This window comes from Acidovorax sp. 210-6, from assembly GCF_010020825.1.
Taxonomy (GTDB): domain Bacteria; phylum Pseudomonadota; class Gammaproteobacteria; order Burkholderiales; family Burkholderiaceae_C; genus Simplicispira; species Simplicispira sedimenti.
On record NZ_JAACJE010000001.1, the window covers coordinates 3,150,934 to 3,174,210 of the forward strand.

Consider the following 23,277-nt stretch of genomic DNA (forward strand, 5'->3'; position numbering starts at 1 on the left):
TGGTAACGCTCAGTCGTACTCGACAAAGCGCTCGAAGCACTCCTTGAGCTTGTGCTGCCAGATGCGCTTGTCGGCCTCGCTGGCAAAGCTGGCCTCGAAGCTGTTGCTGGCCAGTTGGTAGGCATGGCGCGCCGTCATGCCGGTGGCGGCGAAGACCTGGGTGAAGTTGTCGTTGATATAGCCGCCAAAGTAAGCCGGATCATCCGAGTTGACGGTGGCGCACAGCCCGACGTCCAGCAACTGGCGCAGGTTGTGGTTCTTGAGATCCGGAAACACGCACAGCTTCTGATTCGACAGCGGGCACACCGTGAGCGGCACGCGATCCTGCGCCAGGCGCTGCATGAGCGCGCTGTCCTGGAAGGCCTGCACACCATGGTCGATGCGCTCGACCTTGAGCACGTCGAGCGCGCTCCAGATATAGGCGGGCGGCCCCTCCTCGCCCGCATGGGCCACCAGGTGCAGGCCCAGTTCGCGGCAACGGGCAAATACACGCTCAAATTTCTCGGGCGGGTGGCCCAGCTCACTGCTGTCCAGCCCCACACCGATGAACTTGTCCTGCAGCGGCAGCGCCTGGTCCAGCGTGGCAAAGGCCTCTTCCTCGCTGAGGTGGCGCAGAAAGCACAGGATCAGGCTGGCGCTGATGCCCAGCAGGGTGCGCGCGTCCTCGCAGGCACGGTGCAGGCCGTTGATGACGGTCTCGATGGGTACACCGCGTGCCGTGTGCGTCTGCGGGTCGAAAAAGATCTCGGCATGCACCACGTTGTCGGCAGCGGCACGCGCGAGGTAGGCCCGGGCCATGTCGTAAAAGTCCTGCTCGTGCAGCAGCACACTGGCACCGGCGTAGTAAATGTCCAGAAAGCTCTGCAGGTTGGTGAAGGCATAGGCGCTGCGCAAGGCCTCCACGCTGGGGTACGGCAGAGACAACCCATTGCGCTGCGCCAGGGCAAAGATCAGCTCAGGCTCCAGCGAGCCTTCGATATGGATGTGCAACTCCGCCTTGGGAATGGCGCGCAGCAGCGCGGGCAGGCGCTCGGGGGCGATGGGGGGAATCTTGAACATGGCAGACCTCGTGGGGGATGGAATGTCTGGGGTACATCATGCACCGCTGCGCGCCCAACGCAAAGGGCCGCACTGAGGCGGCCCTTTGCATCCAGTGGCGACGACTTTACTTCTTGTCGGCGCCGGGCACCTTGCCTTCCACGCCCTTGACGTAGAAGTTCACGCCACCCAGGAACTTGTCATCGGCCACCACATCCTTGGCCAGCACTTCTTTGCCGTCCTGGCCTGCGATGGGGCCCTTCCAGATCACGAAGCTGCCGTCTGCCAGGCCTTTCTTGACTTCTTCGACCTTGGTCTTGATGTCAGCGGGCACGTCCTCGGCAATGGACACGATGTCGATCGCGCCTTCCTTCACGCCCCACCAGGCCTGGCCGGTTTCCCACTTGCCTTCCAGCGCGTCGCGCGTGGCCTTGATGTAGTACGGACCCCAGTTGATGACGGCCGACGCCAGGTGGGCCTTGGGGCCGTAGGCGGTCATGTCCGAATCCCAACCGAAGGCGCGCTTGCCCTTCTCCTGTGCGGTCTTGAGCACGGCGGGCGAGTCGGTGTTCTGGAACAGCACGTCCGCACCACCGTTGATCAGGCTGGTGGCGGCTTCGGTTTCCTTCGGGGGGCTGAACCATTCGTTCACCCAAACCACCTTGGTCTTGATCTTGGGATTGACCGACTGCGCGCCCAGCGTGAAGCTGTTGATGTTGCGCAGCACCTCGGGGATCGGCACCGAACCCACCACGCCCAGCGTGTTGCTCTTGGTCATGGCGCCCGCGATGATGCCCGCCATATAGGCGCCTTCATAGGTGCGGCTGTCGTAGGTGCGCACGTTGGCGGCCGTCTTGTAGCCGGTGGCGTGCTCGAACTTCACGTCGGCGAAGTCGGGTGCGATCTTCTGGATCGACTCCATGTAGCCAAAGGTGGTGCCAAAGATCAGCTTGTTGCCCTGGCTGGCCATGTCGCGCAGCACACGCTCGGCGTCAGCCGACTCGGGCACGCTTTCCACAAAGCTGGTCACCACCTTGTCGCCAAATTCCTTCTCGATGGCCTTGCGTCCGTTGTCGTGCGCAAAGGACCAGCCGCCGTCGCCCACCGGGCCGACATAGGCAAACGCGATCTTCAGCGGCTCGGCCTTGGGGGCGGGCGCCTCGGTGACGGGGGCGGGAGCCGGTGCCGGAGCAGGCGCGGGCTCTTCCTTCTTGCCGCAGCCCACCAGGGCAGCGGCCGCCACAGCGGAAAGCGCTGCCACCTTGATCAGAGCGCGTTTGTGCAGATCGGTCATGTCGGGTTCCTTCTGGGGAAGTGAGGGTGGACGAAAAAAACGGTCATTATGAGCCGGGATGGAAAGGTTTGCCCAGCGAGGCGGGCATGTTCACACGGATCCACTGCGGATTGCGCGAGATGAGTGCCAACACCACGATGGTGGCCACGTAGGGCAACATGCTCAGCCACTGGCTGGCCACCTCCACGCCCGTGGCCTGCAGATGGAACTGCAGCATGGTCACGCCGCCAAACAGGTAGGCACCCAGCAGCACGCGCGCAGGGCGCCAGGTCGCAAAGGTGGTCAGGGCCAGCGCGATCCAGCCGCGCCCGGCCACCATGCCCTCCACCCAAAGCGGTGTGTACACCGTGGAGATGTAGGCCCCCGCCAGGCCGCACAGCGCGCCACCCGCCACCACGGCAGCCAGGCGGATGCGCCGCACCGGATAGCCCAGCGCATGGGCCGACTGCGGGGATTCGCCCACCGAGCGCAATACCAGCCCGGCACGCGTGCGGTACAGGAACCACACCAGCGCAACCACAAACAACACGGTCAGGTACACCAGCGGATGCTGGCGGAACAGCGCAGGGCCGATGAAGGGAATATCAGCCAGCAGCGGCAGCGTGGCCTTGGGCAGCTCGGGCAGCTTGGCCTGCACGTAGCTGATGCCCGCAAACGCTGAAAAACCCACGCCGAACAAGGACAGCGCCAGCCCCGTGGCGTACTGGTTGGTGTTGAACCAGATCACCAGCCAGCCGAACACCGCCGCCAGCACCGCGCCCGCAGCCATGCCCGCTACAAAGCCCAGCCAGGGGTTGCCCGTGTGCACCACGGTGGCAAATCCGGCAATGGCGGCGCACAGCATCATGCCCTCTGCGCCCAGGTTGACGATGCCAGCTTTTTCGTTGATGAGCAGGCCCAGGGCCGCAATGGCCAGCACGGTGCCCGCATTGAGCGTGGCGCCGATCAGGAGTGCGTAGGATTCCATGGATCAGCCCCCCGCCTTGACCCCACCAGCACGCACCCAGCGCACACGGTAGGCAATAAAGGTGTCACAGGCCAGCAGCGAGAACAGCAACAGCCCCTGGAACACTCCGGTGAGCGACTTGGGCAACCCCAGGCGCGACTGCGCCAGCTCGCCACCGATGTAGAACATGCTCATCAGAATGGCCGAGAACACCATGCCCACCGGGTGCAAGCGCCCGACAAAGGCCACGATGATGGCCGCAAACCCGTAGCCCGCCGGCACATAGGGCGTGAGCTGGCCGATGGGCCCGGCCACTTCCAGCCCCCCGGCCAGACCCGCCGCACCGCCCGAGATGAGCAGCGCCGTCCACAGCGCACGGCGCGACGAAAAGCCCGCGTAACGCGCCGCCGCCGGGGCCAGCCCGCCCACCTGCTGGGCAAAGCCTGCGCGCGAGCGGAACAGGAACACCCACAACACCGCCGCACCGGCCAGCGCCATCAGCAGGCCGATGTGCACGCGCGAGCCCGCCATGAGGCGCGGGATCTGCGTGACTTTCTCGAAGGTGCGCGTTTGCGGAAAGTTGTAACCCATGGGGTCTTTCCAAGGGCCGAACACCAGGAAGCTCAGGAACAGCGAGGCCACATAGACCAGCATCAGGCTCACCAGGATTTCATTGGCGTTGAAGCGGTCGCGCAGCAGCGCCGTAACGCCCGCCCAGGCCATGCCGCCCAGCACACCCGCCAGCAGCAGCGCAGGCACGATCCAGGCGCCCGTGTCCTTGCTCGCCATCAGCGCCACGCCGCCTGCGGCAATGGCGCCCATCACGAACTGGCCCTCGGCGCCGATGTTCCAGACGTTGGAGCGAAAGCACACCGCCAGCCCCAGCGCGATGAGCAGCAGCGGCGTGGCCTTGACCATCAACTCGCCCAGCGCGTACTGCGAGCGCAGCGGCTCCCAGAAAAACACCTGCAGGCCACGCACCGGGTCTTTGCCCAACACGGCAAACAAGGCCACGCCCATCAGCACCGTGATGCCCAGCGCCAGCAACGGCGAGCCATAGGTCCACCAGCGCGAGGCCTGGGGACGGGGTTCTAGCTTGATCATGCGGGATTCTCGTCCAGGGTTTGCGCTGCCAGCGCTTGGCTTTGGGCCAGGTGCGCCTGCACCTGCGCGTGCCACAGGCCGCTCATCCATTCACCAATGCGTTCCATGGTGGCATCGGCGCGGTCCACCGAAGGGGAAATCTGGCCCTTGGCCATCACATGGAGGCGGTCGCTGATGTCGAACAGCTCCTCCAGCTCTTCGCTGAGCACCAGCACGGCGCAGCCCGCATCGCGCAGCCGCAGGATTTCGGCCCGGATCTGTTGGGCTGCGCCCACGTCCACGCCCCAGGTCGGTTGCGACACGATGAGCAGCCGGGGCTGCGCCGACACCTCGCGCCCCACGATGAACTTCTGCAGGTTGCCGCCAGAGAGCGACTGCGCCGCCGCGTGCGGCCCCCCGGCCTTGACGCCAAAGCGCGTGATGATGTCCTGCGCCTGGGCCTGCAGCGCGCCCATGCGGATCCAGCCGCCGCCACCCAGCGCCTCGTTGCGCGTGAGCAGGAGGTTGTGCGCCAGGCCCATGCTGGGCACGGCGCCCCGGCCCAGGCGTTCTTCGGGCACGAAATACAGGCCCAGCGCACGCCGCTGGCGCGGCCCCTGGTGCCCCACGCTCTGCCCTGCCACCTGCACCATGGCCGGCGCAGCGCGCGTGTCTTCGCCCGACAACGCGTAGAGCAGCTCTTTTTGCCCGTTGCCCGACACGCCCGCAATGCCCACGACCTCACCCGCGCGCACCTCGAACTGCACGTCCACCAGATCGACACCGAACTGGTCTGCGCGCGCCAGGTTCAGCCCTTGCACGCGCAACACGGCGTCACCGATGTGCACGGCACGGTGCTCCAACGCGGGCGGCTCGGCACCGATCATCAGGCGCGAGAGCGAGGCGTTGGATTCCACGCGCGGGTCACACACGCCCGTCACCCGGCCCGCGCGCATCACCGTGCAGGCGCTGCACAGGGCTCGGATCTCGTGCAACTTGTGGCTGATGTAGAGGATGCTGCAACCCTCGCTGGCCAGCTTGCGCAGCACCACGAAGAGTTTGTCCACCGCCTGCGGCGTGAGCACCGAGGTGGGCTCGTCCAGGATCAGCAGGCGTGGGTTGGCCAGCAGCGCGCGGATGATTTCCACGCGCTGCATCTCGCCCACGCTCAGGGTGTGCACGGGGCGCAGTGGGTCCACCTCCAGACCGTACTCGGCCGCCTTGGCAGCAATGCTGCGCGTAACTTCGGTGAGCGACAGGCTTTTGTCCAGCCCCAGCCAGACGTTTTCGGCCACGGTGAGGGTGTCGAACAGGCTGAAATGCTGGAACACCATGGCAATGCCCAGTTGCCGCGCCTCCTGCGGGTTGCGGATGCTGACCGGCCGGCCATCGAACTGCACGCTGCCCTCGTCGGGCTTGACCGTGCCGTAGATGATTTTCATCAGCGTGGACTTGCCCGCGCCGTTCTCGCCCAGCACGGCGTGGATCTCGCCGGGCTGCACCGTGAGCGACACACCGCAGTTGGCCACCACGGCCGGGTAGCGCTTGGTGATGCCCGAGAGCTGCAGGCGCGTGGGCGCCTGGGCTGGGGTATCGGGGGTGGCGTTGGGGTTCATGGGGGCGATTGTCTCTCAGTTTGTGGTGATTGCATGCGCAGGGCCATGGCTCAAAAAGGCTGCAGGGCAGGATGGACATGCGCAATGCGCTACCATTTTTATAGCATTAAAACACCATGTTACAAGCCTGGGGCCACCAGCGCCCTGGCGGCACACCGCCTGGCGGGGCGCGCAATCCCGGAGGGCGGATCGGCGCCAATCGCTGTAACCTAGGGGCCATGCTGCCTACCCTGCAATTCATTCGCCGTGGCCAGACCGTCGCACTGGCCGATGTTCCCCCAGACCGCACGCTGCTGCAACTGCTGCGCGAAGACCTGGGCCACACCGGAACCAAGGAGGGCTGCGGCGAGGGCGACTGCGGCGCCTGCACCGTGGTGGTGGGCGAGGCCGAGGGTGGTCGCATCCGCTACCGCGCCATCAACGCCTGCATCGCCCTGGCGCACTCCATCGACGGCAAGGCGCTCTGGACCGCCGAAGACCTGGCGCACGACCCACTGGTCCGGCCCCAGGACGCCGCCGCGCCCACCGGGACCTTGCACCCGGTGCAACAGGCGCTGGTCGATCACCACGGCTCGCAGTGCGGCTTCTGCACGCCAGGCTTCGTGATGAGCCTGTTCGCGCTGTACCAGACCGAGGTCTGCCAGGGACGTGGCGTGACGCGTGCGCAGGCGGTGCAGGACCTTTCGGGCAACCTGTGCCGCTGCACCGGCTACCGCCCCATCCTCGACGCCGCGCAGCAGATGGACCAGCTGCCGCGCTGGCAGGTGGACGAAGCCGTTTTGCTACAAAAACTGGAGCTGCTAGCGCATGACCAGCAAGCGCTGGAGCCCAATTTTGCTTATATTTCTCCAGCCACCCTGGCCGAACTGCTGACGGTGCGCGCCGCGCACCCGAAGGCTCAGCTTGTGGCCGGCTGCACCGACGTGGGCCTGTGGGTGACCAAGCAGCACCGCCAGTTCGCCCAGGTGCTCGACGTAACCCGCGTGGCCGAGCTGTGCCGCATCGACGAGGCGCCCGACCACACCGCCATCGGCGCCGCCGTGCGCCTGGAGGACGCCTTCGCCGCCCTGGTGCGCCGCCGACCGCAGTTGCAGACCTTCGCCACGCGCTTTGCCGGCCTGCCCGTGCGCAACGCGGGCACGCTGGGCGGCAACGTGGCCAACGGCTCACCCATTGGCGACTCCATGCCGCTGCTGATCGCGCTGCGCGCCCGCGTGGTGCTGGCCAGCCTGCGCGGCGAGCGCACGCTGGCACTCGAAGACCTCTACACCGGCTACCGCCAGAACGTGATGGCACCCGACGAGGTGCTCGCGCGCATCCTCGTGCCGCACCCGGCACCGGGCGAGTTCCTGCGCGCCTACAAGGTCTCCAAGCGCCAGGACGACGACATTTCCGCCGTCTGCCTGGTGCTGAACCTGCACCTGGACGGCGGCCAGGTCGCGGCCGCCTCCATCGGCGCAGGCGGCGTGGCCGCCGTGCCGGCGCGCGCGCGCCAGACCGAGGCACTGCTCCAGGGCCAGCCCTGGAGCGAAGCCGCCGCGCAACAGGCCGCCCAGGCGCTGCAGGCCGAGTTCACGCCGCTGTCCGACCTGCGCGCCAGCAGCCAGTACCGGCACGCCGTGCTGGGCAGCCTGGTGCGGCGCTTCTGGCTGGAGAGCCAGGGCTTGCCCGACGTGTCGCTCGACACCCTGCGCTGGGAGGAACTGGCATGAACACCACCCCACGTGCCATCGGCCAGCCCCACCCGCACGAGAGCGCCCAGGCGCAGGTGGCGGGCAGCGCGCACTACATCGACGACCTGCCCGAGGTGAAGGGCACGCTGCACGCCGCGCCCATCCTCTCGCCCGTGGCGCACGGGCGCCTGAACGGCGTGGACTGCGCCGCCGCGCTGGCAATGCCCGGCGTGCGCGCCGTGGTGCTGGCGCAGGACATTCCGGGCGACCCGATCCTGGCTGCGTTTGCGCACGACGAACCCATCTTCGCCCAGGACGCCGTGCACTACGCTGGCCAGGTGATCGGCCTGGTGGTGGCCGACACCGCCCTGCAGGCGCGCCGCGCCGCGCGCGCCGTGCGGCCCGACATCACCCCCCTGCCCGCCATCCTCACCATCGAACAGGCGCTGGCCGCGCAGAGCCGCGTGCTGCCGCCCGTCACGGTGCGCCGGGGCGCACCCGAGGCGGCGCTGCAAGCCGCCCCGCACCGGTTGCAGGGCACGCTGGAAGTGGGCGGGCAAGAGCATTTCTACCTGGAAGGCCAGATCGCCTACGCCCTGCCGCTGGAACAGGGCCAGTGGCACATCCACGCCAGCACCCAGCACCCGGGCGAGGTGCAACACTGGGTGGCGCACGCGCTGGGCATCGCCAGCCACGCGGTGCGCGTGGAATGCCGGCGCATGGGCGGCGGCTTTGGCGGCAAGGAGACACAGGCCGGCCACCTGGCCGTGTGGGCCGCGCTGGCCGCGCGCCAAACCGGTTGCCCGGTCAAGCTGCGCCTGGACCGCGACGACGACTTCGTGGTCACCGGCAAGCGCCACCCCTTCGCCTACCGCTGGGACGTGGGCTTTGACGACAGCGGCCGCATCCTGGGCCTCAAGCTCCACATGGCGGCCAACTGCGGCTTCTCGGCCGACCTGTCGGGCCCGGTATGCGACCGCGCCGTGTTCCACGCCGACAACGCCTATTACCTGGAGCACGTGGAGATCGAATCGCACCGCTGCCGCACGAACCTGCAGAGCCACACGGCGTTCCGCGGCTTCGGCGGGCCGCAGGGGGTGATTGCCATCGAGACCATCGTCGGCGACATCGCGCGCGCCCTGGGCCGCGACGCGCTGGACGTGCGCCTGGCCAACCTCTACGGCACCACGGAGCGCAACGTCACCCACTACCAGATGCCGGTGGAGGACAACATCCTGCACGATCTGCTACCAAAACTGGAGCTGTCCGCGCAGTACCGGCTGCGCCAGGAGGCTGTTTTGGCATGGAACGCACGCAACCCCGTGCTTAAGCGCGGCCTCGCCATCACACCGGTGAAGTTCGGCATCAGCTTCACGGCCACGCTGTTCAACCAGGCCGGCGCGCTGGTGCATGTGTACACCGACGGCAGCGTGCAGGTGAACCACGGCGGCACCGAGATGGGCCAGGGCCTGCACACCAAGGTGGCGCAGATCGTGGCCGACGAGCTGGGCGTGCCCCTGGCCCAGGTGCGCGTGACGGCCAGCGACACCAGCAAGGTGCCCAACGCCAGCGCCACGGCGGCCAGCAGCGGCACCGACCTCAACGGCCGCGCCGCGCAGTACGCCGCGCGCAACGTGCGCGACAACCTCGCTTCCTTCGTCTGCGGACTGGACGGCTGCGGCGCGGGCGCGATCCGCTTCGAGGGCGGCATGGTGACCTCGCCCAAGGCGGTGCGCCGCTTCGAGGATGTGGTCGCCGAGGCCTACGCCAACCGCATCCAGCTCTGGAGCGACGGCTTCTACCGCACGCCCAAGATCCACTACGACAAGACCACGCTCACCGGCCGGCCGTTCTACTACTTCGCCTACGGCGCGGCCTGCACCGAGGTGGTGATCGACACACTGACCGGCGAGAACCGCGTGCTGGCCGTGGACATCCTGCACGACGTGGGCCACAGCATCAACCCCGCCATCGACATCGGCCAGATCGAGGGCGGCTTCGTGCAGGGCATGGGCTGGCTCACCACCGAGCAGCTGGTGTGGAACGACCAGGGTCACCTTGCCACGCACGCGCCCAGCACCTACAAGATCCCGGCCACGGGCGACATCCCCGCGCATTTCGCGGTGCAGCTCTGGCCCGAGGCCAACCGCGAGGACAACGTGGGTGGCAGCAAGGCCGTGGGCGAGCCGCCGTTCATGCTGGCCATCAGCGTCTATGAGGCGCTGCGCAATGCCGTGGCGGCAGCCCGCGGCGGCGAAGGCCCCGTGCACCTGACAGCGCCCGCCACGCCGGAGCATGTGCTGCGCGCCTTGGCGTGAGCCTTTGAGGTCTTCACGTTTGCCGCGCAGACTGCGGCGAGCGCGGCCCCGCCAGGGCTCCCGCGCAAGGGCCGCCAGTATTCCCACATGCGGGCGCTGGGAACGTCCCCCTGCCCGCGTTGCGCAGCAATGCGAGAGCGGGGGGGGTGCCCCTACCCCACCACAGCACTGTGCAGCACCGGCCTGCGCTTGATGCAGTTGCGCCCGGCACGCTTGGCGTCGTAGCAGGCCATGTCGGCGGCGTGGAGGATGGCAGGCACATCGTGCACCGCGCCATCGAGCACCACCAGGCCGATGCTCACCTCCAACTGGAAGCTGCGCCCCTGCACGGTGGGCTGCCAGTCCTGCACGGCGTGGCGCAGTTGCTCGGCCAGGCTGCGCGCATGCGCTTCGGAGCAATCGGGCAGCAGCACGGCAAATTCGTCCCCGCCCAGCCGGGCAATCCAACCCGCCTTGCGCACCTGGGCCGCCAGCAGCAGGCCAATCTGGCGCAACACCTCGTCGCCCGCTTCATGGCCCAGGGCATCGTTGACCACGGTGAAATGGTCCAGATCCAGAAACAGCAGCACCGCTGTGGCTGGCGGGTCGCCCTCCAGCGGCATGGGCGCACTGTGCGCCACCCCGGCCATGGCCTGCAGGCGCAGTTCCAGGCCCTGGCGGTTGTCCAGCCCCGTGAGCGCGTCGTGCGTATGCGCCCAGGCGCCCAAGCGGCGCGCCTGGCGCAGGGTGGTGGTTTCTTCCATCAGCCACAGCGTGCCTGCCTGGGGATCGTCGTCGCGCACCGGGCGCGCCTGGGCCTGCACCCAGACGGTGCTGCCGTCCTTGCGGCGCAAACACAGTTCCCCGTCAATGCGCCCCTGTAGACCGCAGGGCCCGCCCAGGGTCAGGCCCAAGCCTTCGCGCGCCATGGGGGTGCACACCACCCCTGCCGGTCGCCCGCGCAGGTCTGCCGGCTGGTAACCCAGCATCTGGGCCAAGCGGTGACCCACGGATTCGAGCCGCCCATTGCGCGTGACCGCCACCCCTACCGAGGCGTGGTCCAGCATGGCCTGCAATTGGTCCTGCACCGTGCGCCAGTGCTGGTACTGTGTTGCCTGCTGGTCCAGCAAGCCCTCGAAGGCCTGCACGAGCTGGCCCACTTCGCCCCCCGCGCGAGGCCACGGTACCACGCCAGCGCTGGGCAGTTCCTGCCCACCCTCGCCAACAAGATGCTGTGCCTGCTGGCGCAGGCGGGACAGCGGCAGCGTCAGCCACCACAGCGCCAACACCAGCACCAGGGCCAACGTGGCCACCACCATCAGCACCTGTCCCCAGGCCTGGCGCTGCGCACCTTGCAAGGGCGCGGTCAGCGCCTGGGTATCGGTCACACGGGCCACGGTCCACTGCGCCAGGGGCATGCCGGCCAGGCTGACCATGGCCTGCGGCACACGGCGTGTAGTGCCGGTGCCGGACACCGACGCATCGCTGTGCATCCCCTGGCCCTGGGCCCAGACTTCGGCCAGGCCGGGCTCATCGCGCACCTGTCCCATGACCCGCACAGGATTGGAGTGGGCAACGATGGTGCCACCCTTGGTAAAAACCAGCAGCCGGGTATCCGCCCGCTGTGGCAGCGCCATGGACGCCGGGAGCAGGCCTTGCGATTGCAGGCGCAGCATGCCTGCCACCACGCCCAGCAAGGAGCCGTCGCTGCGGTGCAAGGGCATGGTCAACACGATGCGGGCGTCGTCCACCCCACCTTGCAGCAACTCCGCGACATGCGGTTTGCCATCGCGCAAGGTGCTCTCCAGGGCCTCCCGCACCTGGGGTTCCACCTGAGCGTTGCGCTGAAACCGTCCCTGGTGCAAGTGCACACGCACCTCGCCGTCCACACGCGCCACCAGCATGGCGTCAAAGAACTGCACGGAGGGCAGCCCGTGCTGCAGCAGCCATTCCAGCGTGGAGGGCAAATCCATCATGTCGGGGGTGATACCGGCCGTCACGGCGCGCAACACCTTCTGGCTCTGCTCGATCTTGCTCGACAGCAACCGGGCAAACACCTCGACTTCGTCGTTCTGTTGCGCCTCCAGGCGCTGGACGAGGTCGTGACCCGAGGCACGCGCCATCAGCCAGCCTGCGGCCCCGGCCGCCAGGCACAGCGCTAGCAAGGCCACCAGCACCGTGCGCAGCACCATGGGGCCAGGCAGGACACGCCCAGGCACCGCCTCCTCAATGGGGAGACTGCCTTGCGCCAGGGAGCCGGCGGCATGAAACGGGGCGGTGGGGACGGCGGGCATCGTTGCGGTGCGGCTATGCAACGAATATACGCAGCGCCCTGGCGCCAGGTCTTGGGTGGAACCCTCACCCCAGGGCAAGGAAAAACCCTGAGTTCAGCCGTGGTTCCGAGGCAGTGCAGAAAGCCCCGCGCAGTCAGCCAACCGACTCGGCGGGAAAGTTCAGCCAGCGGCCACCAGTTCCAGTGCGCTGGGTTGTGGGAGCTTGAGCACGTTGCCCGAGCCCATGATCAGCCCATGCTCGCGCAGGTTGCGCAGCACGCGCGAGAAGGTTTCCGGTGCAATGCCCAGTTGGGCAGCGATGATTCGCTTGCGCTGGTTCAGAATCACGCTCATGGCACCGCTGTCGTCGTGCTGAGCGTGCTGAAGCAGCCACTGGGCACAGCGCGCCTCGGCATCCTGTGCCAGACGGCTGATGGCCAGTTCGGTCTGCTGGCGGTAGCCTGCAGCCATGTCATGCAACAGCACCTGCACGGACTTGGGCAAGGACTCCAGACCGCGCTGGAATGCCTCGAGCGACTGGCGTCGCAACTGCACGCGCGTTTCAGCCACCATGTCCACCACACAGGGCAGGTTCAGCATCGCCGAGGAGGCATCCAGCCAGAAAGGCCCCTCCACCACGCCCAACTGGTGACGCATCTGGCCTTCCTCACGGATGCCCAACTGCACCCGGCCACTGACCAGGTAAAGCACGGAGTTGAGCTGCTCCTGACGCACCCGCAAGACTTCGCCAGGGGCGGCGGTCTCGCACTCGGAGTACATGTCGGGGGAAAGATTCGGCCACATAGGAGATGGACTTTGCAGCGCCCGCATGGCCAGGACATTGACACACATCAAACGACAACCGCAGACATTTTTGTGTGTTTGCCCGCATTTGCGCTGGGTCAAGACAGCGACCAAGGGCTCTTCGGGTTGACCCTTAGAACTTGTCCGTGCCCTGTGCTGGTGTCACTCGCCTGTCACCGCGCCCGGATACCGTAACTACCTGTTACCCACCTGCTGTGGGGCCTTGCCTCGGCGCCACCCGCGCCAGCGGCCGGGCCCGACCTGAAAGCCACTATGCCCGAACCCACCAACGACCCGCGCCAACGGGTGCTGGCCGCCCTGTCGCCCGCCTTGCGCCAGGGCCAAGGGCCGCTGGCGCAAATCATCCGCGAAGACCGCCTGCACTGCGTGTTTCAGCCGCTGGGCGACCTGCAGTCCGGCCATGTCTATGCCCATGAGGCGCTGATCCGCGGCCCGGTCGGCACCTCACTGCACCGCCCGGACGCACTGTTGGACATGGCGCGCTGCGAGCGCATCCTCACCGATTTCGAGTTGGTCTGCGTGTTTACCGCACTGCAACATTGGGCGCAGGTGCGCAGCCCAGGGCGCCTGTTCGTCAACATCAGCGCCGATGCGCTGGTGCACGGCGTGAACCTGTGCGGCTCCAACCTGCTGCTGCAGACGCTGCGCTCGCTGGGCCTGCCGCCACGCATGGTGGTGTTCGAGATCACCGAGCACGAGCGCGTCACCGACATGACCGCCCTGCGCGAGGCGGTACAGCATCTGCACCGAGCGGGCATGCGCCTGGCACTGGACGACTTTGGCGACGGGCGCTCCAGCCTGCGCCTGTGGTCCGAGGTCAAGCCCGAGTACGTGAAGATCGACAAGTACTTCATCGCCGAGCTCGCCGAACACCCCGAAAGCCTGCAGATGCTGCGCGCCATCAAGGGAATTGCAGAGATCTTTGGAACCCAGCTGGTGGCCGAAGGCATAGAAACGGCCGAAGACCTGCGTGCGCTGCGCGATCTGGACATCGCCTATGGCCAGGGCTGGCTGCTCGGGCGCCCAGCCCTGCAACCGCGCGCCAAGCTGGAAGCGGGCGCCCTGGAAGTGTTGCAGGACCGCCGCGTGGCCGTGCTGCCGCAACTGGAGCAATCCATCCGGCCCGGCATTCTGCGTGGCCTCCAGGTGGTGCAAGCCCCTACCGTGACCCCGGCCACCACCAACGATGAAGTGGCGCAACTGTTCATGCAGCACAACGCCCTGCATGCGCTGTGCCTGGTCGAAGGTGCGCGGCCGGTGGCGCTGATCAACCGCCACGACTTCCTCAACCACTACGCAGCGCTGTACTTCCGCGAAGTGCACGGCCGCAAGCCCTGCACCACGCTGGCCAACCATGCGCCGCGCATTGTGGAGTTGGACTGTGACGTGAACCAGCTCATCGGCATCCTCACCTCACAGGACCAGCGCTACCTGAGCGATGGATTCATCGTGACCGACAACGGGCGCTACGTGGGTTTGGGTACCGGGGACCAACTGGTGCGCGCCGTGACGGAGTCGCGCATCGAGGCGGCACGCCACGCCAACCCGCTGACCTTTCTGCCGGGCAATATTCCGATCAGCATGCACATCGAGCGCCTGCTGGCCAGCGGCAACCCGTTCGTGGCCTGCTATGCGGACCTCAACGACTTCAAGCCCTTCAACGACCACTATGGCTACTGGCGCGGCGACGAGATGATCCGCCTGGCTGCCCGCCTGGTGGTGGCGCACTGCGATGCACGGCGCGACTTTGTCGGCCATGTGGGCGGCGACGATTTTGTGGTGCTGTTCCAGAGCGACGACTGGCTGCTGCGCTGCCAGGCGATTGCGGACGCCTTCGCGCACGAAGCCCGGTTGCTGTACGACGAAGCAGGCCGCAAGGCCGGAGGCATCCACGCCGAAGACCGCCACGGGGTGCAGCGCTTCTTCCCCTGTACCAGCCTGTCGCTGGGCGTGGCACAGATTCTGCCGGGGAGCTTTCGCCACCCCGAGGAAGTGGCCAACCTGGCCGCCCGTGCCAAGCACGAAGCCAAGCAGTCGCGCAGCGGCATTGCCGTGCTGCCCTGCCCGGCCACGGCACCCGACAGCGGGTTGGCAGCCCCAGCGCCCCCGCAAACTGCCGACGCGCTGGTGGCCTGATCCGCCTGTCAGTCGGTCTCTGGCGCCTGGTCGGCCCAGCCACCCCCCAGGGCCTTGTACAGCGCGACCTGGTTCTGGCGCAGCGCGAGCCGGGTTTGGGCCAGCGCCTGCTGGGCACTGAACACCGAGCGCTGCGCGTCCAGCACTTCCAGTGAACTGGCCACACCGTTGCGATAGCGCAGGTCGGCCAGGCGCAGGCGCTCGGCCTCCGCCTCGGCCTGTGCCTGCTGGGCACTGACCTGGTCGGCCAGCGTGGCGCGACCGGCCAGCGCGTCGGCCACCTCGCGGAAGGCCATCTGAATGGCCTTTTCGTACTGCGCCAGGGCCATGCTGCGCGCCGCCTGCGCCGACTCCAGCGCGGCCTGGTTGCGTCCAGCATCAAAGATCGGCAACAGGGCCTGGGGCGCGAGCGACCAGCCCCAGGTGCCGTCCTTGAACAGGCCCGACAACGCACCACTGGCCGTGCCCGCGCTCGCCGTCAGGCTGATGCGCGGGAAGAAGGCAGCACGCGCCGCACCGATGTTGGCGTTGGCGGCCCGGAGGTTGTGCTCGGCCTGGCGCACATCAGCGCGCTGCACCAAGAGGTCGGAGGGGAGCCCCACCGGAATGTCGGCCAGCGCAGCGTGCGGGCTGGCAGTGCTCTCCAGCAGCGCCAGCGCCGGCGCCTTGCCCAGCAGCAGGGTCAGTGCATTGGTGTCGAGCGCGCGCTGGCGCTCCTGCTGCGCCAGGGCGACACGCGCCGTGGCCACCAGCGATTCGGCCTGGCGCAGATCCAGCGCCGAGGCCACGCCCTGCCGGTAACGCATTTGCACCAGGCGCAGCGACTCTTCGCGCGTGGCCAAGGTGCTGCGCGTCAAGGCCAGCAGCTCTTCGTCGGTCTGCAGGTTCAGCCAGGTGCTGGCCACGGCGGCCACCAGGCTGGTTTGCACCGCACGGCGCGCTTCCTCGCTGGCCAGGACCTGGGCCAGCGCAGCTTCCTTGAGGCTGGCAATGCGGCCGAAGAAGTCGATCTCCCACGAGGCAAAGGTCAGCCCCACGGTGTAGGCGCTGCTGATGCTGTCCTGGGAGGTCGTTTGCCGGCTGCCCGTGGCGCCCAGGTTGACAGTGGGGGTGAGGTCGGCGGCGCGGATCTGGTGCTGGGCGCGGGCCTGCTCGATGGCCAGCACGGCCACGCGCAGGTCACGGTTGTGCTCCAGCGCCTGGGTGATGAGCGCACGCAGGCGCTCATCGCGCACAAAGTCCTGCCAGGGCGGCATGGCCACAGGGGCGCTGGCGCCCTGGGGCGCGGCAAGGCCCGGCCAGTGCTCGGCCACCGGCGCAGCGGGTCGCTCGTACACCGGCATCAGCGAACAGCCGCCGAGCAGCAAAGCCACCAGCGCTGCCGCCACAGGCGCCGGACGCGAGGTCATCGGCTTAGACAAGGAATCACGCATGGGGGTCCTCCAGACCGGTCTGGTGCGCATGCTGCGCATCAAATTGGCGCTGGCGTGCGCTGCCCTTGAAGAAACCACGCACCAGCACAAAGAACAAGGGCACAAAGACCAGCGCCAGCGCCGTGCCCGTGAGCATGCCGCCGATCACGCCGGTACCGATGGCACGTTGGGATGCCGAGCCTGCCCCGGTGGCCAGCGCCAGCGGCAGCACCCCCAGCGTGAAGGCCATCGAGGTCATCACGATGGGGCGCAGGCGCAGGTGGGCGGCGGCCAGGGCGGCCTCGATCACGCTGCGACCCTGGGCCTGCAGGTCCTTGGCGAACTCGACGATCAGGATGGCGTTCTTGGCCGTCAGCCCGATGATGGTGATCAGGCCCACCTGGAAGTACACGTCGTTGGCATAGCCGCGCAGCAGCGTGGCCATCAGCACACCGACCACGCCCAGCGGCACCACCAGGATGACGGCAAAGGGAATGGACCAGCTCTCGTACAGTGCCGCCAGGCACAGGAACACCGCCAGGATGGCAAACGCATAAACGATGAGCGCCTGCGCACCCGCCAGCTTTTCCTCGCGCGACTGGCCGGTCCATTCAAAGCCAAAGCCCTGGGGCAACTGGCCGGCCAGGCGCTCCATCTCGGCCATGGCGGCACCCGTGCTGTAGCCCGGTGCGGCACTGCCGGTGATGCGCATGGCCGGGTAGCCGTTGTAGCGCACCGCCTGCATGGCGCCGGTCACCCAGCGCGTGCTGGCAAAGGCCGACAGCGGCACGGCCTGCCCCTTGTTGTTCAGCACCGTCAGACGCAGCACATCCTCGGGCTGCATGCGCGCGGGTGCATCGGCCTGGACCACCACGCGCTGCAAGCGCCCTGCGGCGGGAAAGTCGTTGACATAGGCCGATCCCAGCCCGGTGGCAATGGCGGCGTTGATGGCATCGAAACCCACGCCCTGCGCCTGGGCCTTGTTCCGATCGATGTCGATCTGCAACTGGGGTGCATCCTCCAGGCCGTCGGGACGCACCTGGGTGAGCACCTTGCTTTGCGAGGCCATGCCCAGCAACTGGTTGCGTGCAGCCACCAGCGCATCGCGCCCCTGGCCTGCGCGGTCCTGCAGGCGGAAGGTGAAGCCCGACGACGAGCCCAGTTCAGGGATGGGCGGCGGGCTCAGCGGGAAAATGAATGCGTCGCGCACCTGGGACAGCGCACCAAACGCACGCCCCGCCAGGCCCTGCGCCGAGCTGCCGGGACCAGGGCGCTCGGACCAGTCCTTGAGCGTGACGAAGGCCAGCGCCGCGTTCTGCCCTTGGCCCGAGAACGAGAAGCCCAGCACACCCACCATGCTCTGCACCTCGGGCTGCTTGAGCACGAAGCCTTCGACCTGCTCCATCACGGCCAGCGTGCGCTCGCGCGTGGCGCCCGGGGGCAACTGCACGTTGACGATCATGGTGCCCTGGTCTTCGTTGGGCAGGAAGGACGTGGGCAGGCGCTGGTACACCACCACCGCAGCCCCCACCACCGCCACATAGACGAACATGGTGCGTCCGGCGCGCGGCAACCAGCGTGCCAACCAGCCCTCGTAGCCCTTGGCCGTGCGGGAAAAGCCCCGGTTGAACCAGCCGAAGAAGCCGGTCTTCTCGTGGTGGTGCCCGGCAGGCACCGGCTTGAGCAAGGTGGCGCACAGCGCAGGCGTGAGCGACAGCGCCATCAGCGCCGAGAACGAAATGGACACGCCCATGACCGCCGCAAACTGGCGGTAGATATTGCCCACCGCACCGCTGAAGAAGGCCAGCGGCACAAACACCGACACCAGCACCACCGTGACGCCGACGATGGCGCCCGAAATCTGGCCCATGGCCTTGCGCGTGGCCTCCAGGGGTGGCAGGCCTTCCTCGCTCATGATGCGCTCGACGTTCTCGACCACCACGATGGCATCGTCCACCACGATGCCGATCACCAGCACCATGCCGAACATCGTCAGCACGTTGATCGAGAAGCCCATGGCCAGCAGCGACGCGAATGTGCCCAGCAGCGCCACAGGCACCACGATGGTGGGAATCACCGTGTAGCGCCAGTTCTGCAGGAACAGGAACATCACCATGAACACCAGCGCCACGGCCTCCAGCAGGGTGATGGCCACCTGCTGGATGGAGATCTTGATGAAGCGTGAGCTGTCGTAGGGCACGGCCCACTGCATGCCCTTGGGGAAGTAGCGCTCCAGCTCGGTCATCTTGTTGCGCACGGCCTGCGCCGTCGCCAGGGCGTTGCCCGAGGGCGAGAGCTGCACGCCGATGGCGGTGGACGGCTTGCCATTGAGGCGCGCCGAAGTGGCATACATCTGGCCGCCCAGTTCGATGCGCGCCACGTCCTTGAGGCGCACGGTGGCGCCGTCGGTGGTGGCACGCAGCACGATGTTGCCGAACTGCTCCACCGTGCTGAGCTGGCCGTTGACCACCACCGTGGCGGCAATGGACTGCCCGGCCACGTTGGGCAGCGCGCCGATCTCACCGGCCGACACCTGGGCGTTCTGCGCACGGATGGCGGCGGTCACATCGGTGGCACTCAGGTTGTAGCCCTGCAGCTTGGCCGGGTCGATCCAGATGCGCATGGCACGCTCGGTGCCGAACAGCTGCGCCTGGCCCACGCCGGGCAGGCGCTGGATTTCAGGCAGCACGTTGCGCGAGGCGTAGTCGCCCAGGGCCACCGGGTCCCAGTCCGGGTCGTCGGAGGACAGTACGGTGACCAGCAGGAAGTTGCTGCGCGACTTTTCGACGCGCACGCCCTGCTGCGTCACCGCCGCAGGCAGGCGCGGCGTGGCGCGGGCCAGGCGGTTCTGCACATCCACCTGGGCCAGGTCGGCGTTGGTGCCGGTTTCAAAGCTCAGCGTGATGGAGCCCGTGCCGTTGGCCTGCGCTATGGCCTCCATGTAGATCAGGCCGGGCGAGCCGTTCATCTCCTGCTCGATGACGGACAGAACGCTTTCCTCCAGCGTCTTGGCCGATGCCCCAGGGTAGGTGGCAGAGACAACAATGGCCGGCGGCGCCACCGGCGGGTACTGGGCGATGGGCAGCTGCGTGATGGCCACGCCCCCCGCCACCATGATGAACAGCGCAATGACCCACGCAAAGATGGGCCGGTCAATAAAGAATCGTGCCATGAAGCAGCTCCTTCAGCGGCTGGCCGCAGGGGCCGCGCCCGATGCCGCAGGCGCGGCGGCGGCGGCCGGGGCGGCACCCTCCGGCTGCCACGGCACGGCCTTGACGGGCGTTCCGGGGGGCAGCATCTGCACCTTCTGGAAGCCGTCCACCATCACCTGCTCGCCGGCCTTCAGGCCATCGAGCACCACCCAGCGCCCGCCCTGCTGGCCACCCACCTGGATACGGCGCTGCTCCACCTTGCCCTCGGGCGTGACGACCTGCACCGCGTCGCCCTGGGCCGAACGCATCACCGCCTGCTGCGGCAGCGTGATGGCGTTGGACGCACGCGCCTGCTCCAGGCGCACGCGCACGTACAGGCCCGGCAGCAGGCGCCCGCCGGGGTTGGGCAGTTCGGCGCGCAGGCTGACCTGGCCGGTGGCGGAATCCACGGTCAGGTCGGTGAACAGCAATTTGCCTGCTTGCGGGTGTTCACTGCCATCGTCCAGCACCACGCGCACCTCGGCCGAACCCTTGCCTGCGGCCTTGAGCTGGCCCGCTTCGAGCGCCCGGCGCAGTTGCAGCGCCTCGGACGCCGACTGCGTGAAGTTGACGTACAGCGGATCGACCTGCTGCACCACGGCCAATTGCGTGGCCTCGCCCTGGCCCACCAGTGCGCCCTCGGTTACCAGCGCGCGGCCCACGCGGCCTGCGATGGGGGATGTCACCGTGGCGTGCCCCAGGTTGATGCGCGCGTTGCGCACGGCGGCGGTGCCTGCGGCCACATCGGCCTCGGCCTGCTTTTGCGCGGCCACGGCGTTGGCGTAGTCCTGCTGGCTCACGGCCTGTGCCTCCACCAGCGGCTGGTAGCGACCGGCCAGCGCACGGGCCTGCGACAGGTTGGCCTCGGCACGCGCCAGTTGCGCCTGGGCGCTTTGCAGCGCGGCCTCGTAGGGTGCGGCGTCAATGCGGAACAGCACCTGCCCAGCCTTCACGTCGCTGCCTTCCTGAAAGAGCCGCTGCTGCAGGATGCCCGTGGCGCGCGCCCTGACCTGCGCCACGCGCGAGGCCTCCAGGCGGCCGGGCAGTTCGGTCTGCAAGCCCACGTCGCCGGGCTGCACGGTCAGCACGCCCACTTCGGGCGCAGGCATCTGGCGTGCGCCGCCGCCCTGCGCGGTCTTGCCGCCATCCCCCTGGCCGCAGGCCGCAAGGGTCAGGGCCAGGGCCAGCACGCCCAGGCGTGGCGCAGGGGATGCGCCCAAGGCGCCCAGCCACCCTCCGGGTGGCACTGAATGGGAGGGGGAGCGGAACAGTTGCATGGTGATCCTTTGAGGCGGAAGCGACAGCCAAGCCCGCAAGTCTAGTGAAGGCATGTGAAGCGCATGTCATCGGTCCATAAAAGCCTTGCGAACGCGGACAGGAAGGGCTTTTCGGGTGCGCAATTATACATACATTGATGTATGTATGTTGCGGTATAGTGTGTCCGGCGAGACTTTCCAACCAACCCATGGCACGACGCACCAAGGCCGAAGCACAGGCCACCCGCAATGCGCTGATCGACGCCGCCGAGCGGCTGTTCGACAGCCAGGGGGTGTCGCGCACCTCGCTGCAGGACATTGCCCAGGCCGCAGGCGCCACGCGCGGTGCGATTTACTGGCATTTCAAGGACAAGGCCGACCTCTTCAACGCCATGATGGAGCGCGCCACCGCGCACCTGGACGACATGGCGCAGCAGACCCCCGACGCCGAGGCCGCGCCCGACATGCAGGGCTATGTGGACGGCATGGTCCAGGTGCTCGGCCGCATTGCAGAAGATGAAGCCCTGAGCCGCGTGCTGCGCATTGCCACCTACCGCATCGAATACGTCGAGGAACTGGGCGCCGTGCAGGCCCGGCACCTGCAGGTGCACCGCCAATGGCTGGCCCACAACCGGCTGGCGCTGGAGCGCGCCTTTGCCGCCAGCCCCCACCCGGCGCAGGTACCACCGGACATGGCGGCGCTGGGGCTGCAGGTGCTGATCGAAGGCCTGCTGCACAGCTGGCTGCTGGACCCCGGCGCGTTTGATCTGGTGCAGGCCGGGCGCAGCACCATCACCACCTACCTGTGCGGGCTGGGCATCCGACTGCGGCCCTGACAGAACCTGTTCTCAGCGCACCGGCGCGCCCGCCTGGAACCAGCGCGCGACGAGCGCACGCTCGGCCTCGGTCATCTGCGTGGCGTTGTTCAGCGGCATGAGCTGTTGCTGCACCACCTGCTGGTAGATGAGCGACGCACGCGAGGCCACCTGTTCGGGCACATCGAGGCGCAGGCCCTTCATCTGCACCTCGGCACCGTGGCACTGCACACAGCGCTGTTGCAGCACGGCCTGCAATTCCTTGGTATCAAATTGGGCTCCAGCGCCCGTGGATTGGGCGCCGATAGCTATATTTTTAATAGCATCTCCCGATGCAGGCGCGGGCCGCAGCCAGGCGACCACGGCCAGCAACACGGCCACGCCCACCAGCGCATACGGCCAGGGGTGGGCATTGCGCCCGAGCTTGAAGCCGTGGCGCAGCACAAAAAACTGCCGTATGGCCGCGCCCGCAGCCATCATGAGGATGAGCACCAGCCAGTTCTGCGGGTGGCTCCAGGTGAAGCTGTAGTGGCCGCTCAGCATCGCAAACAGCACCGGCAGCGTGAAGTAGGTGTTGTGCACGCTGCGCTGCTTGCCGCGCTTGCCGTGGATGGGGTCCACCGGCCGCCCGGCTTTGAGGTCGGCCACCACGGTGCGCTGGCCCGGAATGATCCAGAAGAAGACGTTGGCGCTCATGGCCGTGGCCATCATCGCGCCCACGAGCAAAAAGGCCGCGCGCCCGGCGAACCAATGGCAGGCCAGCCACGAAGCGATGCACACCAGCACGAACACCAGCGCGCCAACGATGGCGTCGCCGTTCTTGCGCTGGCCGAAGGCACGGCAGATGGCGTCGTACAACAGCCAGAACACCACCAGGAAAGCCAGCGCCGCCACCACGGCCGTGGCGGGCGCCCAGTCCATGCGCGACTTGTCCACCAGGTAGGTGCCCGCGCTCCACAGATAGGACACGGAGAACAGCGCAAAGCCGCTGAGCCAGGTGCTGTAGCTCTCCCAATAGAACCAGTGCAGGTGACCGGGGAGCTTGGGGGGCGCAACGTTGAACTTGACCGGGTGGTAGAAGCCCCCACCGTGCACGGCCCAGAGCTCGCCGCTCACGCCCTGGCGCTTCAGATCCTCGTCCTCGGGCGGCGTGAGGCTGCTGTCGAGGAAGACGAAATAGAACGAGGAGCCGATCCAGGCGATGGCCGTGATGACGTGCAGCCAGCGCAGCAGCAGATTGGCCCAGTCGAGAAGGTAGCTTTCCATGGTTTTCACCCTTGGCGAGACGCCAAACGCCATTCACCACTGCGGGCGCTCTGAACAGCATGGGCCGCGCTCCAAAGCGGGGGGCACCGCCAAGGCTCCGCTGCGACCGGAGGATACAAAGTGTATGCAAAACCTGAGCGCAATGTCGGCACGGCT

Annotated in this window: 15 protein-coding genes; 4 read left to right on the top strand and 11 right to left on the bottom strand. The window is 67.6% G+C overall.

The window, feature by feature from the left end:
* Window positions 1-9: 9 nt before the first annotated feature.
* From GWK50_RS14630 to GWK50_RS14650, 5 genes are all read right to left on the bottom strand, one after another.
* The gene (locus GWK50_RS14630) at window positions 10-1,059 is read right to left on the bottom strand and encodes an adenosine deaminase (RefSeq protein WP_162017102.1); all 1,050 of its coding nucleotides are present in this window, start codon (window positions 1,057-1,059) and stop codon (window positions 10-12) included.
* Window positions 1,060-1,165: 106 nt separating this feature from the next.
* Entirely contained in the window at window positions 1,166-2,332 is a 1,167-nt protein-coding gene (locus GWK50_RS14635) for a BMP family ABC transporter substrate-binding protein (RefSeq protein ID WP_162017103.1), read from the bottom strand.
* A gap of 46 nt (window positions 2,333-2,378) precedes the next feature.
* A complete protein-coding gene (locus GWK50_RS14640; protein ID WP_162017104.1) occupies window positions 2,379-3,299 on the bottom strand; it encodes an ABC transporter permease in 921 nt (306 codons plus the stop codon).
* Window positions 3,300-3,302: 3 nt separating this feature from the next.
* Window positions 3,303-4,382 carry an ABC transporter permease gene (locus GWK50_RS14645; protein ID WP_162017105.1) on the bottom strand — a complete coding sequence of 360 codons (1,080 nt, stop codon included), beginning with the start codon at window positions 4,380-4,382 and terminating at the stop codon, window positions 3,303-3,305.
* On the bottom strand, window positions 4,379-5,977 hold the full coding sequence (locus GWK50_RS14650; protein ID WP_162017106.1) for an ABC transporter ATP-binding protein: 1,599 nt from the start codon (window positions 5,975-5,977) through the stop codon (window positions 4,379-4,381). Before GWK50_RS14650 ends, GWK50_RS14645 begins: the two co-directional genes overlap by 4 nt.
* Before the next feature lie 218 nt (window positions 5,978-6,195).
* Here GWK50_RS14650 and xdhA point away from each other — a divergent pair, with 218 nt between their 5' ends.
* Window positions 6,196-7,689 (top strand): xanthine dehydrogenase small subunit, encoded by a 1,494-nt coding sequence (gene xdhA, locus GWK50_RS14655; protein ID WP_162017107.1) that lies wholly within the window; start codon window positions 6,196-6,198, stop codon window positions 7,687-7,689.
* Window positions 7,686-9,968, top strand: a complete 2,283-nt coding sequence (gene xdhB, locus GWK50_RS14660; protein ID WP_162017108.1) for a xanthine dehydrogenase molybdopterin binding subunit — start codon at window positions 7,686-7,688, stop codon at window positions 9,966-9,968. Before xdhA ends, xdhB begins: the two co-directional genes overlap by 4 nt.
* A 152-nt stretch (window positions 9,969-10,120) precedes the next feature.
* On the opposite strand, the gene GWK50_RS14665 is transcribed toward xdhB, so the two are convergent.
* A complete protein-coding gene (locus GWK50_RS14665) occupies window positions 10,121-12,139 on the bottom strand; it encodes a diguanylate cyclase (protein WP_242455393.1) in 2,019 nt (672 codons plus the stop codon).
* A 261-nt stretch (window positions 12,140-12,400) separates the two neighbouring features.
* A complete protein-coding gene (locus GWK50_RS14670) occupies window positions 12,401-13,024 on the bottom strand; it encodes a Crp/Fnr family transcriptional regulator (RefSeq protein ID WP_162017110.1) in 624 nt (207 codons plus the stop codon).
* A 273-nt stretch (window positions 13,025-13,297) separates the two neighbouring features.
* Between GWK50_RS14670 and GWK50_RS14675 the strand changes: the two genes are divergently transcribed.
* Window positions 13,298-15,181: an EAL domain-containing protein gene (locus tag GWK50_RS14675; RefSeq protein WP_162017111.1), complete on the top strand. Its 1,884-nt coding sequence runs from the start codon at window positions 13,298-13,300 to the stop codon at window positions 15,179-15,181.
* Window positions 15,182-15,189: 8 nt separating this feature from the next.
* Here the strand turns inward: GWK50_RS14675 and GWK50_RS14680 are convergent, their stop codons facing one another.
* Genes GWK50_RS14680 through GWK50_RS14690 form a run of 3 tightly spaced genes read right to left on the bottom strand, consistent with a single transcriptional unit; the run spans window position 15,190 to window position 21,061 of the window.
* Window positions 15,190-16,590 (bottom strand): efflux transporter outer membrane subunit, encoded by a 1,401-nt coding sequence (locus GWK50_RS14680; RefSeq protein WP_162018135.1) that lies wholly within the window; start codon window positions 16,588-16,590, stop codon window positions 15,190-15,192.
* 16 nt (window positions 16,591-16,606) lie between these two features.
* Window positions 16,607-19,765, bottom strand: a complete 3,159-nt coding sequence (locus GWK50_RS14685; RefSeq protein WP_162017112.1) for an efflux RND transporter permease subunit — start codon at window positions 19,763-19,765, stop codon at window positions 16,607-16,609.
* Window positions 19,766-19,777: 12 nt separating this feature from the next.
* Entirely contained in the window at window positions 19,778-21,061 is a 1,284-nt protein-coding gene (locus GWK50_RS14690; RefSeq protein WP_162017113.1) for an efflux RND transporter periplasmic adaptor subunit, read from the bottom strand.
* Window positions 21,062-21,249: 188 nt separating this feature from the next.
* Between GWK50_RS14690 and GWK50_RS20055 the strand changes: the two genes are divergently transcribed.
* A complete protein-coding gene (locus tag GWK50_RS20055; RefSeq protein WP_162017114.1) occupies window positions 21,250-21,876 on the top strand; it encodes a TetR family transcriptional regulator in 627 nt (208 codons plus the stop codon).
* 12 nt (window positions 21,877-21,888) lie between these two features.
* Here GWK50_RS20055 and GWK50_RS14700 read toward each other — a convergent pair whose 3' ends face one another.
* Window positions 21,889-23,121 carry a urate hydroxylase PuuD gene (locus tag GWK50_RS14700; RefSeq protein ID WP_162017115.1) on the bottom strand — a complete coding sequence of 411 codons (1,233 nt, stop codon included), beginning with the start codon at window positions 23,119-23,121 and terminating at the stop codon, window positions 21,889-21,891.
* Window positions 23,122-23,277 lie beyond the last annotated feature (156 nt).

What these genes read in the sequence shown, in the direction of transcription:
- GWK50_RS14630 (WP_162017102.1), bottom strand. Translation starts at nt 1,059, where the DNA reads ATGTTCAAGATTCCCCCCATCGCCCCCGAGCGCCTGCCCGCGCTGCTG.
- GWK50_RS14635 (WP_162017103.1), bottom strand. Translation starts at nt 2,332, where the DNA reads ATGACCGATCTGCACAAACGCGCTCTGATCAAGGTGGCAGCGCTTTCC.
- GWK50_RS14640 (WP_162017104.1), bottom strand. Translation starts at nt 3,299, where the DNA reads ATGGAATCCTACGCACTCCTGATCGGCGCCACGCTCAATGCGGGCACC.
- GWK50_RS14645 (WP_162017105.1), bottom strand. Translation starts at nt 4,382, where the DNA reads ATGATCAAGCTAGAACCCCGTCCCCAGGCCTCGCGCTGGTGGACCTAT.
- GWK50_RS14650 (WP_162017106.1), bottom strand. Translation starts at nt 5,977, where the DNA reads ATGAACCCCAACGCCACCCCCGATACCCCAGCCCAGGCGCCCACGCGC.
- xdhA (WP_162017107.1), top strand. Translation starts at nt 6,196, where the DNA reads ATGCTGCCTACCCTGCAATTCATTCGCCGTGGCCAGACCGTCGCACTG.
- xdhB (WP_162017108.1), top strand. Translation starts at nt 7,686, where the DNA reads ATGAACACCACCCCACGTGCCATCGGCCAGCCCCACCCGCACGAGAGC.
- GWK50_RS14665 (WP_242455393.1), bottom strand. Translation starts at nt 12,139, where the DNA reads ATGGTGCTGCGCACGGTGCTGGTGGCCTTGCTAGCGCTGTGCCTGGCG.
- GWK50_RS14670 (WP_162017110.1), bottom strand. Translation starts at nt 13,024, where the DNA reads ATGTGGCCGAATCTTTCCCCCGACATGTACTCCGAGTGCGAGACCGCC.
- GWK50_RS14675 (WP_162017111.1), top strand. Translation starts at nt 13,298, where the DNA reads ATGCCCGAACCCACCAACGACCCGCGCCAACGGGTGCTGGCCGCCCTG.
- GWK50_RS14680 (WP_162018135.1), bottom strand. Translation starts at nt 16,590, where the DNA reads ATGACCTCGCGTCCGGCGCCTGTGGCGGCAGCGCTGGTGGCTTTGCTG.
- GWK50_RS14685 (WP_162017112.1), bottom strand. Translation starts at nt 19,765, where the DNA reads ATGGCACGATTCTTTATTGACCGGCCCATCTTTGCGTGGGTCATTGCG.
- GWK50_RS14690 (WP_162017113.1), bottom strand. Translation starts at nt 21,061, where the DNA reads ATGCAACTGTTCCGCTCCCCCTCCCATTCAGTGCCACCCGGAGGGTGG.
- GWK50_RS20055 (WP_162017114.1), top strand. Translation starts at nt 21,250, where the DNA reads ATGGCACGACGCACCAAGGCCGAAGCACAGGCCACCCGCAATGCGCTG.
- GWK50_RS14700 (WP_162017115.1), bottom strand. Translation starts at nt 23,121, where the DNA reads ATGGAAAGCTACCTTCTCGACTGGGCCAATCTGCTGCTGCGCTGGCTG.